Origin of the sequence: Mesorhizobium sp. PUT5 (assembly GCF_052216645.1) — a bacterium.
Classification (GTDB): Bacteria; Pseudomonadota; Alphaproteobacteria; order Rhizobiales; family Rhizobiaceae; genus Mesorhizobium.
Genome location: NZ_JBQOSO010000003.1, coordinates 3009039 through 3023906, shown reverse-complemented (window position 1 = coordinate 3023906; position 14868 = coordinate 3009039). Strand labels below are relative to the sequence as shown.

At 67.3% G+C, this 14868-nt stretch carries 18 protein-coding genes; 13 read left to right on the top strand and 5 right to left on the bottom strand.

From position 1 onward, the window contains the following. The first annotated feature begins 23 nt into the window (after nt 1-23). Entirely contained in the window at nt 24-818 is a 795-nt protein-coding gene (locus tag ACTDI4_RS16250) for a thymidylate synthase (protein ID WP_442843379.1), read from the top strand. A gap of 98 nt (nt 819-916) precedes the next feature. Here the strand turns inward: ACTDI4_RS16250 and tsaA are convergent, their stop codons facing one another. Together tsaA and ACTDI4_RS16240 are read right to left on the bottom strand one after the other, a co-directional pair. After that, nucleotides 917-1408, bottom strand: coding sequence for a tRNA (N6-threonylcarbamoyladenosine(37)-N6)-methyltransferase TrmO (gene tsaA, locus ACTDI4_RS16245; RefSeq protein ID WP_442842127.1), 492 nt, complete (start codon nt 1406-1408; stop codon nt 917-919). A gap of 10 nt (nt 1409-1418) precedes the next feature. Next, nucleotides 1419-1628, bottom strand: a complete 210-nt coding sequence (locus ACTDI4_RS16240; protein ID WP_442842126.1) for a TOBE domain-containing protein — start codon at nt 1626-1628, stop codon at nt 1419-1421. Between the two features lie 184 nt (nt 1629-1812). Here ACTDI4_RS16240 and modA point away from each other — a divergent pair, with 184 nt between their 5' ends. The 4 genes from modA to ACTDI4_RS16220 all read left to right on the top strand — a co-directional run bounded on the left by modA (nt 1813) and on the right by ACTDI4_RS16220 (nt 4903). Further along, on the top strand, nt 1813-2616 hold the full coding sequence (gene modA / locus ACTDI4_RS16235; protein ID WP_442842125.1) for a molybdate ABC transporter substrate-binding protein: 804 nt from the start codon (nt 1813-1815) through the stop codon (nt 2614-2616). 33 nt (nt 2617-2649) lie between these two features. Then, on the top strand, nt 2650-3354 hold the full coding sequence (gene modB / locus ACTDI4_RS16230) for a molybdate ABC transporter permease subunit (protein ID WP_442842124.1): 705 nt from the start codon (nt 2650-2652) through the stop codon (nt 3352-3354). Next, complete coding sequence (gene modC / locus ACTDI4_RS16225; RefSeq protein ID WP_442842123.1) at nt 3351-4475, top strand: molybdenum ABC transporter ATP-binding protein; 1125 nt, start codon at nt 3351-3353, stop codon at nt 4473-4475. The genes modB and modC overlap by 4 nt, the downstream gene beginning before the upstream one ends. Before the next feature lie 86 nt (nt 4476-4561). Then, nucleotides 4562-4903 (top strand): winged helix-turn-helix domain-containing protein, encoded by a 342-nt coding sequence (locus tag ACTDI4_RS16220; RefSeq protein ID WP_442842122.1) that lies wholly within the window; start codon nt 4562-4564, stop codon nt 4901-4903. Between the two features lie 15 nt (nt 4904-4918). On the opposite strand, the gene cobF is transcribed toward ACTDI4_RS16220, so the two are convergent. After that, nucleotides 4919-5692, bottom strand: coding sequence for a precorrin-6A synthase (deacetylating) (gene cobF, locus ACTDI4_RS16215; protein WP_442842121.1), 774 nt, complete (start codon nt 5690-5692; stop codon nt 4919-4921). Between the two features lie 115 nt (nt 5693-5807). Here cobF and ACTDI4_RS16210 point away from each other — a divergent pair, with 115 nt between their 5' ends. The 6 genes from ACTDI4_RS16210 to ACTDI4_RS16185 all read left to right on the top strand — a co-directional run bounded on the left by ACTDI4_RS16210 (nt 5808) and on the right by ACTDI4_RS16185 (nt 11459). After that, on the top strand, nt 5808-6845 hold the full coding sequence (locus ACTDI4_RS16210) for a DUF4424 domain-containing protein (protein WP_442842120.1): 1038 nt from the start codon (nt 5808-5810) through the stop codon (nt 6843-6845). Continuing rightward, a complete protein-coding gene (locus tag ACTDI4_RS16205) occupies nt 6845-7363 on the top strand; it encodes a dihydrofolate reductase (RefSeq protein ID WP_442842119.1) in 519 nt (172 codons plus the stop codon). The genes ACTDI4_RS16210 and ACTDI4_RS16205 overlap by 1 nt, the downstream gene beginning before the upstream one ends. 168 nt (nt 7364-7531) lie before the next feature. Then, on the top strand, nt 7532-8632 hold the full coding sequence (hflK, locus tag ACTDI4_RS16200) for an FtsH protease activity modulator HflK (protein WP_442842118.1): 1101 nt from the start codon (nt 7532-7534) through the stop codon (nt 8630-8632). After that, complete coding sequence (gene hflC / locus ACTDI4_RS16195) at nt 8632-9594, top strand: protease modulator HflC (RefSeq protein WP_442843378.1); 963 nt, start codon at nt 8632-8634, stop codon at nt 9592-9594. The genes hflK and hflC overlap by 1 nt, the downstream gene beginning before the upstream one ends. A gap of 1 nt (nt 9595) precedes the next feature. Further along, nucleotides 9596-9781: a DUF2065 domain-containing protein gene (locus tag ACTDI4_RS16190; protein ID WP_442842117.1), complete on the top strand. Its 186-nt coding sequence runs from the start codon at nt 9596-9598 to the stop codon at nt 9779-9781. 142 nt (nt 9782-9923) lie between these two features. Continuing rightward, entirely contained in the window at nt 9924-11459 is a 1536-nt protein-coding gene (locus tag ACTDI4_RS16185) for a DegQ family serine endoprotease (RefSeq protein WP_442842116.1), read from the top strand. Between the two features lie 46 nt (nt 11460-11505). Here the strand turns inward: ACTDI4_RS16185 and ACTDI4_RS16180 are convergent, their stop codons facing one another. Next, the gene (locus ACTDI4_RS16180; RefSeq protein ID WP_442842115.1) at nt 11506-12075 is read right to left on the bottom strand and encodes a GNAT family N-acetyltransferase; all 570 of its coding nucleotides are present in this window, start codon (nt 12073-12075) and stop codon (nt 11506-11508) included. After that, nucleotides 12072-12959, bottom strand: a complete 888-nt coding sequence (gene serB, locus ACTDI4_RS16175) for a phosphoserine phosphatase SerB (RefSeq protein ID WP_442842114.1) — start codon at nt 12957-12959, stop codon at nt 12072-12074. Before serB ends, ACTDI4_RS16180 begins: the two co-directional genes overlap by 4 nt. Between serB and miaA the strand changes: the two genes are divergently transcribed. Both miaA and ACTDI4_RS16165 read left to right on the top strand, forming a co-directional pair. Next, nucleotides 12937-13878: a tRNA (adenosine(37)-N6)-dimethylallyltransferase MiaA gene (gene miaA, locus ACTDI4_RS16170; protein ID WP_442842113.1), complete on the top strand. Its 942-nt coding sequence runs from the start codon at nt 12937-12939 to the stop codon at nt 13876-13878. The two genes, serB and miaA, sit on opposite strands and share 23 nt — an antisense overlap. Before the next feature lie 180 nt (nt 13879-14058). Next, nucleotides 14059-14850 carry a GGDEF domain-containing protein gene (locus tag ACTDI4_RS16165; protein WP_442842112.1) on the top strand — a complete coding sequence of 264 codons (792 nt, stop codon included), beginning with the start codon at nt 14059-14061 and terminating at the stop codon, nt 14848-14850. Nucleotides 14851-14868: the final 18 nt, after the last annotated feature.

The window sequence follows — 14868 nt, the reverse complement described above, 5'->3', positions numbered from 1 at the left end:
AACCTCGAATCGAAGCGAAGCCGATGCGTCAATATCTCGATCTTCTGCGCCATGTGCTGGAAACCGGAGCCGACCGCGGCGACCGTACCGGCACCGGCACGCGCTCGGTGTTCGGCTACCAGATGCGTTTCGACCTGGCCGACGGCTTTCCGGTCACCACGACGAAGAAGCTGCATCTGAAGTCGATCATCCACGAGCTTCTGTGGTTCCTGGCCGGCGACACCAACATCAAGTACCTCAACGACAACGGCGTCACCATCTGGGACGAGTGGGCCGACGAAAACGGCGATCTGGGCCCCGTCTACGGCAAGCAGTGGCGCTCCTGGCCGGCACCCGACGGCAGGCATATCGACCAGATCGCCTGGCTGCTCCGGGAAATCCGTGAAAACCCGCAGTCGCGCCGCCTCATCGTCTCGGCATGGAACCCGGCCGAGGTCGAAGACATGGCGCTGCCGCCGTGCCATTGCCTGTTCCAATTCTATGTCTCGCAGGGTCGGCTGTCGTGCCAGCTATACCAGCGCTCGGCCGACGTCTTCCTCGGCGTGCCGTTCAACATCGCCTCCTATGCGCTGCTGACCATGATGGTGGCGCAGGTGAGCGGGCTGAAGGCGGGCGAGTTCATCCACACGCTGGGCGACGCGCATCTCTACTCGAACCATTTCGAGCAGGCGCGCGAGCAGCTTTCCCGCACGCCCAAGGCGTTGCCGATCATGTGGCTCAACCCGGAGGTGAAGGATCTGTTTTCCTTCCGCTTCGGGGATTTCCGGCTGGAGAACTACTTGGCCGACGCCAGCATCAAGGCGCCGATCGCGGTTTAGGGCAATTCCAGGAAAAGTGGGAACCGGTTTTCCGTCCGGAATTGCGCAAGAACAACAAGGCGGAGCGTTCTGCCGATTCGGAGAAAAGCGGAAACGCCCTAACCCGTCTCGAAATCGCCCGGCTGCGGCGGGGCGATCGGCCGGAACAGCGTCCGGTCCGGCTTGATGTCGAGCAGCGGCGTGCCGTCGAGGCAGTCCATGCCGCGCACCAGCAGCGTCGGGCCCTGCACGCCCACCAGCGTGGCGATCGTCGTGCCGATGGGGTTCGGGCGCGCCGGCGAGCGCAGGGCGAAGGTGCCGCGCGTCGAGCCGTCATCGGCCGGGCTCTGCCGGACGAGGTCGCGCCGCGACAGGTGCAGCCAGTAGAGCACTTCCAGCCGCTCGAACTGCTCCACGCCCGAGAGCGCCTCGCGCCACGGCTCATGGACTTCGATGCGACACAGCGGACCGTCGGCGCGCCCCATGCGGGGCGTCATCAGGCGCGAGGTCCAGGGCGTGTGGATCACGCCGATGAACACCAGGCCCGCATCGTCCGGCGGCGGCGCCGCCACGGCGATCTCGCCCCGCCTTATCTCGTTCTCGCGTACCATGGGCGGATGGTCAGTCCACGCCCACCATCACGTCGGATGCCTTGACGACCGCATAGGCCTCTTTGCCGACCGTCAGCTTCAACTCGTCCACCGCCTCGTTGGTGATCGAGGCCGTGACCACGGCACCGCCGCCGACCTCGATCCTGACATGCGAGGTCGTGGCGCCCTTGACGATGTCGATGATCTTTCCCCTGAGCGTGTTGCGCGCGCTGATCTTCATGGAAAGCTCCTTGCTTGCTGCCGTGCCGCACCGGCGATCGTATGCGCTTCTGTCGTGCCGGCACAATCCGCCTTGACGAGAAAAAATCCGAAGAGGCTTCCCTTTGTTATATTCGTATGGATATATCGCTTCGAGGTTTTGGACCGGACGATTTTCAGCGGCCGACAGACATGGGAGAGTTTGGATGTTGATGCGAGCGATTTTCGGGGCAAGGGGACTGGCGGCTTGCGGCGGCCTGGCATTGGCGTTTGCGGCCGGGTTTCCGGCGGCCCATGCCGACGAGGGCAAGGTGACCGTGTTCGCAGCCGCCAGCATGAAGAACGCGCTGGATGCGGTGAACAAGGTCTGCGCAGCCGAAGTGGGCGAGGAGGCGACGATCTCCTACGCGGCAAGCTCGGCCCTGGCAAAGCAGATCGAGGAGGGCGCGCCGGCAGACGTGTTCATCTCTGCCGATCTCGACTGGATGAAATATCTGCACGACAAGAACCTGGTGAAGCCCGACACCGAGGTGCAACTGCTCGGCAACAAGATCGTGCTGGTGGCGCCGAAGGATTCGACGGCGGAAGCCAAGATCGAGAAGGGCTTCGATCTCGCCGCCCTGATCGGCGACGGCAAGCTGGCCATGGGCGAGGTGAAGTCGGTGCCGGCCGGCAAATACGGCAAGGCGGCGCTGGAATCGCTGGACATCTGGCCTTCCGTCGAGGGCAAGGTGGCGCAGGCCGAGAACGTGCGCGCGGCGCTCAAGCTGGTCGCCGCCGGCGAGGCGGCAGCCGGCATCGTCTATGCGACCGATGCGGTGGCCGAGCCCGGCGTGAAGGTGATCGGCACTTTCCCCGCCGATTCGCACCCGCCGATCGTCTATCCGGTGGCCCAGACGACCGAGTCCAAGGATGCCGAGACGGGCGCCTGGCTGAAATGCATCGAATCCGACAAGGCCAAGCCGATCTACGAGGAGCAGGGCTTTACGGTGCTCGGTGGCTCGAAGTAATCCTTCTTTGAAGGATCGATCCGACATCGGGATATGAACTGGCTCACGGACCTCACGCCCGACGAATGGAATGCGGTCCGGCTGTCGATTAAGGTGGCCGCGGTGGCGATGGTGGCAAGCCTGCCGCCCGGCATCCTGATCGCGCTGCTTCTGGCGCGCGGCCGGTTCTGGGGCAAGACGCTGCTCAACGGCGTGGTGCACCTGCCGCTGGTGCTGCCGCCGGTGGTCACCGGCTATCTGCTGCTGCTCAGCTTCGGTCGGCGCGGGCCGGCAGGGGCGTTCCTCGCCGAGCATTTCGGCATCGTCTTCTCCTTCCGCTGGACGGGTGCGGCGCTGGCCTGCGCGGTCATGGGTTTTCCGCTGATGGTCCGGGCGATCCGCCTGTCGATCGAGGCGGTGGACCGCAAGCTGGAGGCGGCGGCGGGCACGCTCGGGGCCAATTTCGCCTGGATCTTCGCCACCGTCACGCTGCCGCTCATCATGCCCGGCATCATCGCCGGCATGATCCTGTCCTTCGCCAAGGCGATGGGCGAGTTCGGCGCCACCATCACCTTCGTGTCCAACATACCGGGCGAGACCCAGACCCTGCCGTCGGCGATCTACACCTTCACGCAGGTGCCGGGCGGGGACGAGGGGGCGCTGCGGCTCACCATCATCTCCATCATCATCTCGATGGGGGCGCTGGTGGTGTCGGAGGTGTTGGCCCGGCGCGTCGGCCGCAGGCTCGATCTCGAATGACGGTCTGCGTCGACATCGGCCACCGGCTGGGCGCCTTTGCGCTGGAGGCGCGCTTCGACAGCGCCGGCCGGCTGACGGCGCTGTTCGGGCCGTCCGGTTCCGGCAAGACCTCGCTCATCAACATCATCGCCGGGCTCGTCCGACCGCTGAAGGGACGGGTGGAGGTGGACGGGCGCGTGCTGGTCGACACCGAAAAGGGCGTCTTCGTGCCCGTTCACAAGCGCCGCATCGGCATGGTGTTCCAGGATGCGCGGCTGTTCCCGCATATGAGCGTGGCGCACAATCTGCGCTACGGCCGCTGGTTTACGCCGCCGGCCGAGCGCTACGCCAAGACGGACGCGGTGGTGGACCTGCTCGGCATCGGGCACCTGCTGGAGCGGCGGCCGTCGCATCTTTCCGGCGGCGAGAAGCAGCGCGTGGCGATCGGGCGCGCGCTGCTGGCCAGCCCCAGGCTGCTCTTGATGGACGAGCCGTTGGCGGCGCTGGACGACGCGCGCAAGGCCGAGATCCTGCCCTATATCGAGCGCCTGCGCGACGAGACGAAGATCCCGATAGTCTATGTCAGCCATTCGGTGGCCGAGGTGGCGCGGCTGGCCAGCGACGTCGCCGTGCTTGCCGGCGGCCGGGTGAGCGCCTTCGGGCCGACTGCCGAGATCATGCAGCGGCTCGACATCCTGCCCGCCGACGAGCGCGGCGAGGGCGGCGCCCTGCTGGAGACGGCAGTGGCGCATCATGACGAGCGTTTCGGCATGACGGTCCTGACCTCGCCGGCCGGCGAGATCCGCGTGCCGCGCCTCGATCTCGCCGCCGGCGCGGCGGTGCGCCTGCGCATCCGCGCCCGCGACGTCATGGTGGCCACGCAGCGGCCGCAGGGGCTTTCGGCGCTGAACGTGCTGGCGGGAAGGGTGACGGCGCTCGATCCGGGCGAGGGAGCGACGGTAGGCGTGCGCATCGACTGCAACGGCGTGCCGGTGCTGGCGCGCATCACCGGGCAGTCATGCCTGGCGCTCGGGCTGCGGCCGGGGCTGGAGGTGTTCGCCGTCGTCAAGACGGTGAGCTTCGGCGACGCCAATCTCGGCGCCGGCCTTGCCGGCGCGCCGCGCGGCGAGGTGCATCTCTAGCGCGGTGCGGCGGCAAGCGTTATTTCGATTCGTAATAGCGCTTGACCCGGTGTCGCGCTATTGTCGTGAGCGTCACGGAGGAAACGATGCCGTCGCTGAGCCTGCGCATAAACCTCGACCCGGACGGGCGAATCGGCCCCGGCAAGATCGAACTTCTGGAGCAGATCGCCGCCTTCGGCTCCATCTCGGCCGCCGCGCGCGGCATGGAGATGTCCTACAAGCATGCCTGGGACCTGGTGGAGGACATGAACCGCGTGTTCGGCAAGCCGCTGGTGGCGGCCCAGACGGGCGGCCGCAAGGGCGGCGGCGCGCAGCTCACCCAGGTGGGGCTGGCCGTGGTCAGCCGCTACCGCGCCATCGAGCGAGCCGCCGCCTCCGCGGCCGCCGCGCATATGGAGGCGCTGCAGGCCGAGATCGACGCGGGATAGCGCCAGGGCATAGCGCTACTCCTGCGGCTCGCCGGGCCTGCGCAGCAGGTAGGTGTCCATGATCCAGCCCTTGCGGCGGCGGGCCTCGTCGCGCAGCCGCACGATCTCGTCCTCCACGTCGCCGAGCCGGCCGCAGACGAGGACCTCGTCCGGGGTGCCGAGATAGGCGCCCCAGAAGATGGAGAGGTCCTTGTCGGCAAGCGTGCGGAAGGCGCATTTGCCGTCCAGCATGACGATCGCCGTGCCGGCATCGTCGGGCATGCCTTCCTGCGCCAGCCGGCGGCCGGTGGTGACGAGGAAGGCGTCTCCGATGCGGTTCAGCGCCAACCGGTGGCCGGCGGCGAGCGCCTGGACGGAGGTGATGCCGGGAATGACCTCCAGCGCGAATTCGACATTGCCCCTTGCCTGCACCCGCTCCAGGATGCGCAGCGCGCTGTCGTAGAGGCATGGGTCGCCCCAGATCAGGAAGGCGCCGCAGCCGTCTTCGGCCAGTTCGTCGCGGATCAGAGCCTCGTAGATGCCGGCGATCGCCTCGTGCCAGTCGTCCACCGTGGCGCGGTAGGAGGCGGCGGGCTCGGCGCGCACCGGCACCTCGAACTCCACCCGGCGCGATTTAGGGTTGGTGACGAAGCGGTCGCAGATTTCGCGGCGCAGGCCCGCGAGTTCGCTTTTGGCCTCGCCCTTGTCGGGAATGAACAGCACGTCGGCGCGGTTCAGGCCGTTGATGGCCTGGACCGTCATGTGCTCGGGATTGCCGGCGCCGATGCCGACGACGAGAAGGGTGCGCATGGCGTTTGTCCTGCCGCACCGGAACGGGCCTGTCCAGTGCGCAGACACACGCTTGAACCGGCGCGAAAAGATTCTACTGTCGCGGCCTGTCGCCACGCCTCGGGGAATCGCCGCCATGTCCTTCCGCGCCGCGCTCGCATTCAGCGCCGTCCTTACCATCCTTGCCGCTCATCCGGCACTGGCCAACGATTCCATGGCCGAGCTTGGCACCGGCGGGCTGATCCTGTCGCGCAGCGACGTGGTGTCGATGGACAGCGAGGATCTTTTCATCTCGCGCGACAAGGTGACGGTGGACTACGTGTTCCACAACAGCTCCGATGCCGACGTCGACACCATCGTGGCCTTCCCGCTGCCCGACATAGTAGGCCACCCCTATGAGATGCCGGCCATCCCCGATCCCAACGACAATTTCCTCGCCTTCGAGGTGTCGGTCGACGGCCAGCCGGTGAAGGCCGAGCTGGAACAGCGGGCATTCGCGGTCGGCGTCGAGGTGACGGACGAGTTGAAGGCGCAGAACGTGCCGTTCTATCCGTTCGGCAATGCGGTGATCGCGGCCTTGGAGAAGCTGCCGCAGCAGGTGGCGGACGACTGGGTGGCGCGCGGCATCATTATGATCAGCGAGTATGACGACGGCTCCGGCTGGAAGCGCGAGCGCACGCCCTACTGGCGACTGGGCTCCACCTATTGGTGGCGCGCCAGCTTCCCGGCCGGCAAGCAGGTGCATGTTTCGCACCGCTACAAGCCGAGCGTCGGCGGCACGGTGGGCCTGCGTTTCTTCCACGACGGCAAGTTCCAGGACGACTACACCACCTACAAGACCCGCTATTGCATGGACGGCGCCTTCGAGAACGCGGTGCGCAAGGCCGCGAAGAAAAGCCCCTACGGCTATCCCAACCTCTACGAGAGCCGGTTGTCCTATATACTGACCACGGGCGGCAACTGGGCGCTTGGGACGATCGGCAAGTTCAGGCTGACCATCGACAAGGGCACCCCCGACAGCCTGGTTTCCTTCTGCGGCACCAATGTGCGCAAGGTCGGGCCGACGACCTTCGAGATGACGGCCGAGGATTTCTACCCCCAGCGCGACATCGACATCCTGATCCTCGAACGGCCGGCCGACAGCGCGGCAGCCGATGGCGGGAGCGCCGATTGATGCACATCGCCATCCACGTCGCCATCGCCGAGAATGGCGTGATCGGCCGTGACGGCGGCCTGCCATGGCGGCTTTCCACCGATCTGAAGCGGTTCAAGGCCGACACGATGGGCAAACCCGTCATCATGGGCCGCAAGACCTATGAAGGCATCGGCAAGCCGCTGCCGGGCCGGCTCAACATCGTGGTGACCCGCGACCGCGGCTGGCGCGCCGAGGGCGTGGAGGTCGCGCATTCGCTGGACGACGCGATCCGGCTGGCGGAGGCGCGTGCGCGCTGCATGGCAGGCGTCGACGAGGTCTGCATCATCGGCGGCGGGCAGATCTACGGTCAGGCGCTGCCGCTGGCCGACCGGCTGCATGTCACCCATGTTCTGGCCGCGGTGGAGGGCGACGCGCATTTCCCGCCGATCGACCCGGCCGTGTGGCGGCTGGTGCGCTCGCAGGACGTTCCCGCCGGCGAGAAGGACAGCCATGCCACGCGCCACAGCATCTACGAGCGTCGCTCCGGCGCTTCCTGAGCAGGACAAACCGTCGCGGGAGGCATCCCGCGCGCCGGCAAATGGCGTGCAAGCGCCTGCGACGCGTTGAAAGCGTGGCGCGGCCTGCCTATAGAAGGACAACTGCCCCGCTGATCGCGGGGGCGAGCGCCGCCGCGCGGCGCTGAGGGATCGAGCGAAAGGACATTCATGCCCTGGAACGACAAGAGCGGCGGTGGCGGCCCGTGGGGCGGCGGCGGCAATCAAGGCCCGTGGGGGCAGGGACCGCGCGGGCCGAGCGGTCCGCAAGGCTCGCCGCCCGATCTCGAGGACATCATCCGGCGCGGCCAGGACAGGCTTCGCCACGCGCTGCCCGGCGGCGGCGGCTCGGGTCCCGCATTCTGGATCCTGCTTCTTTTGGTCCTGGTCGTGCTGTGGGCGTTCAAGGCGGTCTACACCGTGCAGCCGGACGAAGTGGCCGTGGAACTGCGCTTCGGCAAGCCCAAGCAGCAGCTTTCCGAACCCGGCCTGCACTTCCACTGGTGGCCGGTCGAGACCGTCGAGACGGCCAAGATTTCCGAGCAGCTCGTCAACATCGGCGGCGGCGCGCGCAGCGGCGACACGTCGGGCCTGATGCTGTCGGGCGACCAGAACATCGTCAACGTGCAGTTCTCCGTCGCCTACCAGGTGTCGGACCCCAAATCCTATCTGTTCGACGTCTCCGACCCTGACGGCATGCTGCGCCAGGTGGCCGAGAGCGCCATGCGCGAGGCGGTGGGCCGGCGTCCGGCGCAGGACATCTTCCGCGACGACCGCCAGGGCATCGCCACCTCTGTGCGCGAGATCATCCAGAACACGCTGGACGGCTACCATGCGGGCCTCACCGTCAACGCGGTCTCCATCGAGGACGCGGCGCCGCCGCGCGAAGTGGCCGACGCCTTCGACGAGGTGCAGCGCGCCGAGCAGGACGAGGACCGCTTCGTGGAAGAGGCCAACCAGTATTCCAACCAGAAGCTCGGCCAGGCCCGCGGCCAGGCGGCGCAGGTCCGCGAGGAGGCGGCCGCCTACAAGAACCGCGTGGTGCAGGAGGCCGAGGGCGAGGCGCAGCGCTTCATCTCGGTCTATGACGAATATGCCAAGGCGCCCGAGGTGACGCGTCGGCGCCTCTACCTGGAGACGATGGAGAAAGTGCTGAAGGATTCGAGCAAGGTGATCGTTGAGCCGGGCACGGGGCAGGGGGTGGTTCCATATCTGCCGCTGCCGGCCCTGCAGCCGAAGGCTCCGGCCGCGCCCGCGGGAGGCAAGCAGTGATGTCGAACCGTTTTCCCGCCATCGTGGCCGCCGTCGCAGTCATACTGTTCCTGGCCTACTCCTCCATCTTCGTGGTCAACGCCCGCCAGCAGGCCATCGTGCTGCGCTTCGGCGAGATCGTCGACGTCAAGAGCGAGCCGGGCATCTACTTCAAGCTGCCGTTCTCCTTCTTCGACGCCGACACGGTGCAGATGGTCGAGAAGCGCGTGCTGCGCTTCGATCTCGACAACATCCGCGTGCAGGTCTCGGGCGGCAAGTTCTACGAGGTGGACGCCTTCATCGCCTACCGCATCTCCGACCCGCGCGTGTTCCGTTCCGCGGTTTCCGGCTCGATCGACCTGGCCGAGCAGCGGCTGAGGACCCGCCTCGACGCTGCGCTTCGCCGCGTCTACGGCTTGCGCGGCTTCGAGGCGGCACTTTCGGAAGAGCGCGCTTCCATGATGCGCGAGGTGCGCGACCAGCTTCGGCCGGATGCGACCTCCCTCGGCCTCGAGATCGACGACGTGCGCATCCGCCGCACCGACCTGACGGCGGAGGTTTCGCAGCAGACCTTCGACCGTATGAAGGCCGAGCGTCTGGCCGAGGCCGAGCGCCTTCGCGCTCGCGGCAACGAGGCGGCGCAGCGCATCCGCGCCCGCGCCGACCGCGAAGTCGTCGAGATCGTGGCCGAAGCCAACAAGGAATCGGAGATCCTGCGCGGCGAGGGCGATGCCCAGCGCAACGCCACCTTCGCTGCCGCCTACCAGCGCGACCCGGCCTTCTTCGACTTCTATCGTTCGCTCAACGCCTATACGGAGGCGCTTGACAACACCGGAACGACGATGCTGCTGTCGCCGAATTCGGAGTTCTTCCGCTTCTTCCGCGACCCGGAAGGCAAGCTGCCGGGCGCCGTCGAGGCGCCTGCCGCAGCCGCACCGGCAGTTCCGGCTGCACCGGCCGCCCAGCCGGGCGCCGGGCAGTAGGGTGCGGGACTTCGTCGTCGCCGTCGGACTGGTTCTCGTCTTCGAGGGTCTCGTCTACGGCGGCTTTCCCAACCTTGCCCGCAGGCTGGCCTCGGAGGTGCTTTCCATGCCCGAGGCCGTGCTGCGGGCGGCGGGGCTGGCGGCCATCGCGGCCGGCGTCGCCCTGGTGTGGCTGGCGCGCGGCTGAGCCGTCCGCAGCCGGGCGCGGTTTTGTCCGGCGCGGCTTTCCATAGCCGCAAACGTGCCTTAATTCTTGCCGACAACGATGCGCAGGGCGCTTCCGCGGCGAAGCGCCCGCCCTTCTCCAACGAGCTGCCGGGAGGCCCTGGATGACAAGAAAGACACTCCTGCGCGCGACGGGCATGGCCCTTGGCGGAACCGCGGCGGCGCTCGCCCTGGGCCTGCTGGCCGCACCTGCCTTCGCGCCGCCGGCCGCAGCCTCCAGCATGTCCGCGGCGGCCGCCAACGGCCCCGCTTCCGTCGCCGATCTCGCCGAGGGCCTGCTCGGCGCGGTGGTCAATATCTCGACCTCGCAGACCGTGAAGGGCACCGAAGGGCCGGGCGCGGTTCCCATGCCGCAACTGCCGGAAGGCTCGCCCTTCCAGGATTTCTTCGACGATTTCTTCAAGGATCGCGGCAATCGCGGCGGCGGCTCGCAGAAGGTGCAGTCGCTCGGCTCCGGCTTCGTCATCGACGCCGAGCAGGGCATCGTGGTGACCAACAACCACGTGATCGCCGATGCCGACGACATCGAGGTCAATTTCTCGGACGGCACCACGCTGAAGGCCACGCTGGTGGGCACCGACACCAAGACCGACATCGCCTTGCTGAAAGTGGACCCCAAGGGCCACAAGCTGACGGCGGTGAAGTTCGGCGATTCCGCCAAGATGCGCATCGGCGACTGGGTGATGGCGATCGGCAATCCGTTCGGCCTCGGCGGCTCGGTGACGCTGGGCATCGTGTCGGCGCGCAACCGCGACATCAATTCCGGGCCCTATGACGATTTCATCCAGACGGACGCCGCCATCAACCGCGGCAATTCCGGCGGCCCGCTGTTCAACATGAACGGCGAGGTGATCGGTATCAACACGGCCATCATCTCGCCCACCGGCGGCTCCATCGGCATCGGCTTCGCCATTCCCTCGGAACTTGCGACCGGCGTGGTCGATCAGTTGCGGGAATATGGCGAGACGCGGCGCGGCTGGCTCGGCGTGCGCATCCAGCCGGTGACGGCCGACATCGCCGAAAGCCTCGGCATGACGAGCGCCAACGGCGCGCTGGTGGCCGGCATCATCAAGGGCGGTCCCGTCGACAACGGCTCGGTGCAGCCGGGAGACGTCATCATCAAGTTCGACGGACGCGATATCCGCGACATGCACGACCTGCCGCGCGCCGTCGCCGAAAGCCCGGTCGGCAAGTCGGTGGACGTCGTTATCGTGCGCAAGGGCAAGGAGCAGACCGTCACGGTCACGCTCGGGCGGCTGGAGGACGGCGAGAAGCTGGCCGAGGGCGAGAACGGCAGTCCCGACGGCAATAAGGGCGGCGACGAGGCGGCGCCGGTGGCAACCGCTTCCGTGCTGGGCATGACGGTGGGCGAGCTGAACGAGGCGACGCGCACCAAGTTCGGGATCGCGGCCTCCGTTTCGGGCGTGGTCATCACCGACGTCGCCAAGGATTCGGCGGCGGCCGAGCGCGGCGTGCAGCCGGGCGACGTCATCACCGAGATCGCGCAGGAATCGGTGTCGTCGCCGAAGGACGTGATGGACCGCATCGGCGCGCTGAAGGAGCAGGGGCGCAAGAACGCGCTTTTGATGCTGGCTTCCAAGACCGGCGAGCTGCGCTTCGTCACGGTGCGCATGGATTGAGTCCGAAAAAGCCTGCAGGCTTTTGATTTTGAATGAAGAAAGGCGGCTACGAGGCCGCTTTTCCCTTTTCCCACTCCCGGCGCGTCAGCCGGTAGAAGACATGCCGCCGCAAATGCGGATGCGTCTCGGGCACGCCCGGATGGTCGAAGTCGCGGGACGGGTCGGCCGTCATGCCGATGCGCTCCATGACCGCGGTCGAGCGCTGGTTGTTCGCCACCGCAAATGAGACGATCTCGTCCAGGCCGAGCGTCTCGAAACCGAAGTCCAGCCAGGCGCGCGCGGCCTCGGCGACATAGCCTCTGCCCCAGAATTCCGGCGCCAGCCGCCAGCCGATTTCGATGGTATCTGCCGGCAGAAAGGGCATGTGGCCGGTCCTGCTCAATCCGACGAAGCCGATGCATTCGCCGGTTGCGGCGATCTCGGCCGGGGTCCAGCCGAAGCCCTGCCGGGCTATCGTGTCGCGGAATTCGTCCATCTTGGCGTCCGCCTGGGCGCGGTCGCGGCGGAAGGGGAAGAACTCCATCACGCGCTCGTCGCTGTTGATGCGGTGGAAGAGGTCGCGGTCGCGCTCTTCCCAGTTGCGCAGGATCAGGCGTTGGGTGCGGATGGGCTTCAATGCGCGAACTCCGCGCGCGTATAGCCCTGCAGAAAGAGCAGGGCGGTCAGGTCGCCATGGTCGATGCGGATCTGCGCTGCCGCGGCGACCGAGGGCTTGGCATGCAGCGCCACGCCGGTGCCCGCCAGTTGCAGCATGTCGAGGTCGTTGGCGCCGTCGCCCACGGCGATCGCTTCGTCCGGCGATAGTCCCAGCCGCGCCGAGATGTCGAGCAGGGCTTCGGCCTTGGCCGCGCGGCCCAGGATAGGCTCGCCGACTTCGCCGACGAAGCGGCCGTCCCGTTCGATGAGCCGGTTGGCGCGGTGCTCGTGAAAGCCGAGCATGTCGGCGATGCGGCCGGTGAACACCTCGAAGCCGCCTGAAACGAGGGCGGTGTGGGCGCCGGCATTGCGCATGGTCTGCACCAGCGTGCGTCCGCCCGACGCCAGCGTCAGCCGGCCGGCGACGATGCGGTCGACCACGGCGATGTCGAGGCCCTGCAGCAGCGCCACCCGTTCCCGCAAAGCCGGCTCGAAGGCGATCTCGCCGTTCATCGAGCGGGCGGTGATGGCCGCCACGCGCTCCTTGAGGCCCACTTCGTCGGCCAACTCGTCGATGCACTCCTGGCCGATCATGGTGGAATCCATGTCGGCGAGCAGCAGCTTCTTGCGCCGGCCCGCCTCCGGCTGGACAGCCAGATCGATCGGCTCGGCGGCCAGAGACCGGCGCAGCGCGGCCTCGGCCTCCGCCGCGTCCATGCCGTGCGGCAGCGCGATGTCGCAGGCGATCGTCTCGTCGAGCCAGCGCGGGGCGCTTGCGCCGACCGCATGCGAGGCCATATTCGCAAGCGCCGGCGACAGGGCGCGCGCGGCTGGATGGGAAATGAGCGTGGCGACGAGAGACATGGAAGCTTCCGATGGAATGGCGGGCACGGGCCGCGTGAAGAATGCGATCCTGATAGCCGGGCCGACAGCCAGCGGCAAGTCGGCGCTGGCGCTCGAACTGGCGCGGCAAAACGGCGGCGTCGTGGTCAACGCCGATTCCATGCAGGTCTATTCGGTGCTGAACGTGCTGACGGCACGCCCGACGCTGGCGGACGAGGCGCGTGCGCCGCATCTGCTCTACGGCCATGTGCACCCGTCCGTGGCCTATTCCACCGGCGCCTGGCTGCGCGACGTGGAGCGCCTCATCGAGGAGGCGGCGCTCGCCGGCTGCCCGGCGGTCTTCGTGGGCGGCACCGGTCTCTACTTCCGTGCGCTGACGGAAGGGATCGCCGGGATGCCGGACATTCCGGCGGCCGTGCGGGAGCATTGGCGCGCGGAGCTGGCCCGGCACGGCTCCGCCCGCCTGCATGCGATCCTGGTCGATCGCGACCATGCGGCGGCGGCGCGGCTGCGGCCGGGCGACGGGCAGCGCATCGTGCGGGCGCTGGAGGTGCTGGATGCCTCGGGCCGCTCCATCCTGGACTGGCAGGCCGCAAAGGGCCTGCCGCTGATCGACCGCGCAAGCGCCCGCTGCCTCGTCATCGAGCCGGAGCGCGCGGCACTGGTGCGGCGCATCGATGCGCGGTTCGACGCGATGATGCGGGACGGCGCGCTGGAGGAGGTGCGCGAACTGGGCACGCTGGGGCTCGACCCGGCGCTGCCGGCCATGAAGGCGATAGGCGTGCCGGAACTCGGCGCGGCGCTCACCGGCGAACTGGTCATGGACGAGGCGCTTGAGCGCGCCAAGATCGCGACCCGCCAATACGCCAAGCGCCAGGCGACGTGGTTCCGCCACCAGCTCGGTCCGGAGTGGAGACGGCTTCCCGCCGCTCAACCGTAAGCGCGCGCAAATGCGACGGCGCACGGAGAGGGCGTGGAAACCATGACCGCGGCTTCCGCATGTTTGGCAATTTCAGATAGAAATTACGATCGATATATTTGTACTTAAAGTTGTGGAAATTAACTTGTCGGTAAGGCGCCGGCCGCATAACGGTTGGCAGCAACTTTCCGGCGGGCGGCAATGCGTTTCCACAGGGCGGAATCGGCATTCTTCATCTTCATTTTCGTGATTCTCGGGGCTGGCCTGGTCACGCTGCATGCCTATGATTTCCTGCAGTCGTTCGCAGCCGGCCTGACGCGCCCCTCGCGTATTGCCGACATCGCCTATTTGAACCGGCTTCTGTTCTTCACGGGCGTGCTTTTGAGCACTGCGCTGTTCTTCGGCACCTTCTTCATCTACCCGCTGATACGGGAGCAGGTTCGCGAGGAAGGAAAGCTGCGCGCCATGGCGCGCTCGCTCAGCGTCCGCTCCGAGACGCTGGAGCATGCCGCGCTGACCGATGGTCTGACCGGCATGCAGAACCGTCGCTACTTCGACGACGCGCTGAAGGAATACATTGCCGAGTTCCACCGCATCGGCAAGCCGCTGGGCCTCATGATCCTCGATCTCGACCATTTCAAGCAGGTCAACGACACCTATGGCCACGACGTCGGCGACGCCGTGCTGAAGGCCGTCGCCGACTGCCTGAAGTCGATGACGCGCTATCACGACATCGTCGCCCGGCTGGGAGGCGAGGAATTCGCCGTGGTGACGCCCAATATGGACGCCGACACGCTGGAGCGGTTCGCGGAGCGCATCCGCAAGGCGATCGCGGCCATGCCGGTCGCGGCAGGCGACGTGCGGCTCATGGTCACCGCGAGCGTCGGGCTTGCCCTATGGAACGGCAAGGAGACGGCCGAGGAATTCTATCGCCGGGCCGACCGGCAACTCTACGAGGCGAAGCGGCAGGGCCGCAACCGGGTGTGCGCGTAAGGTCTCTCTTGCTGCCTC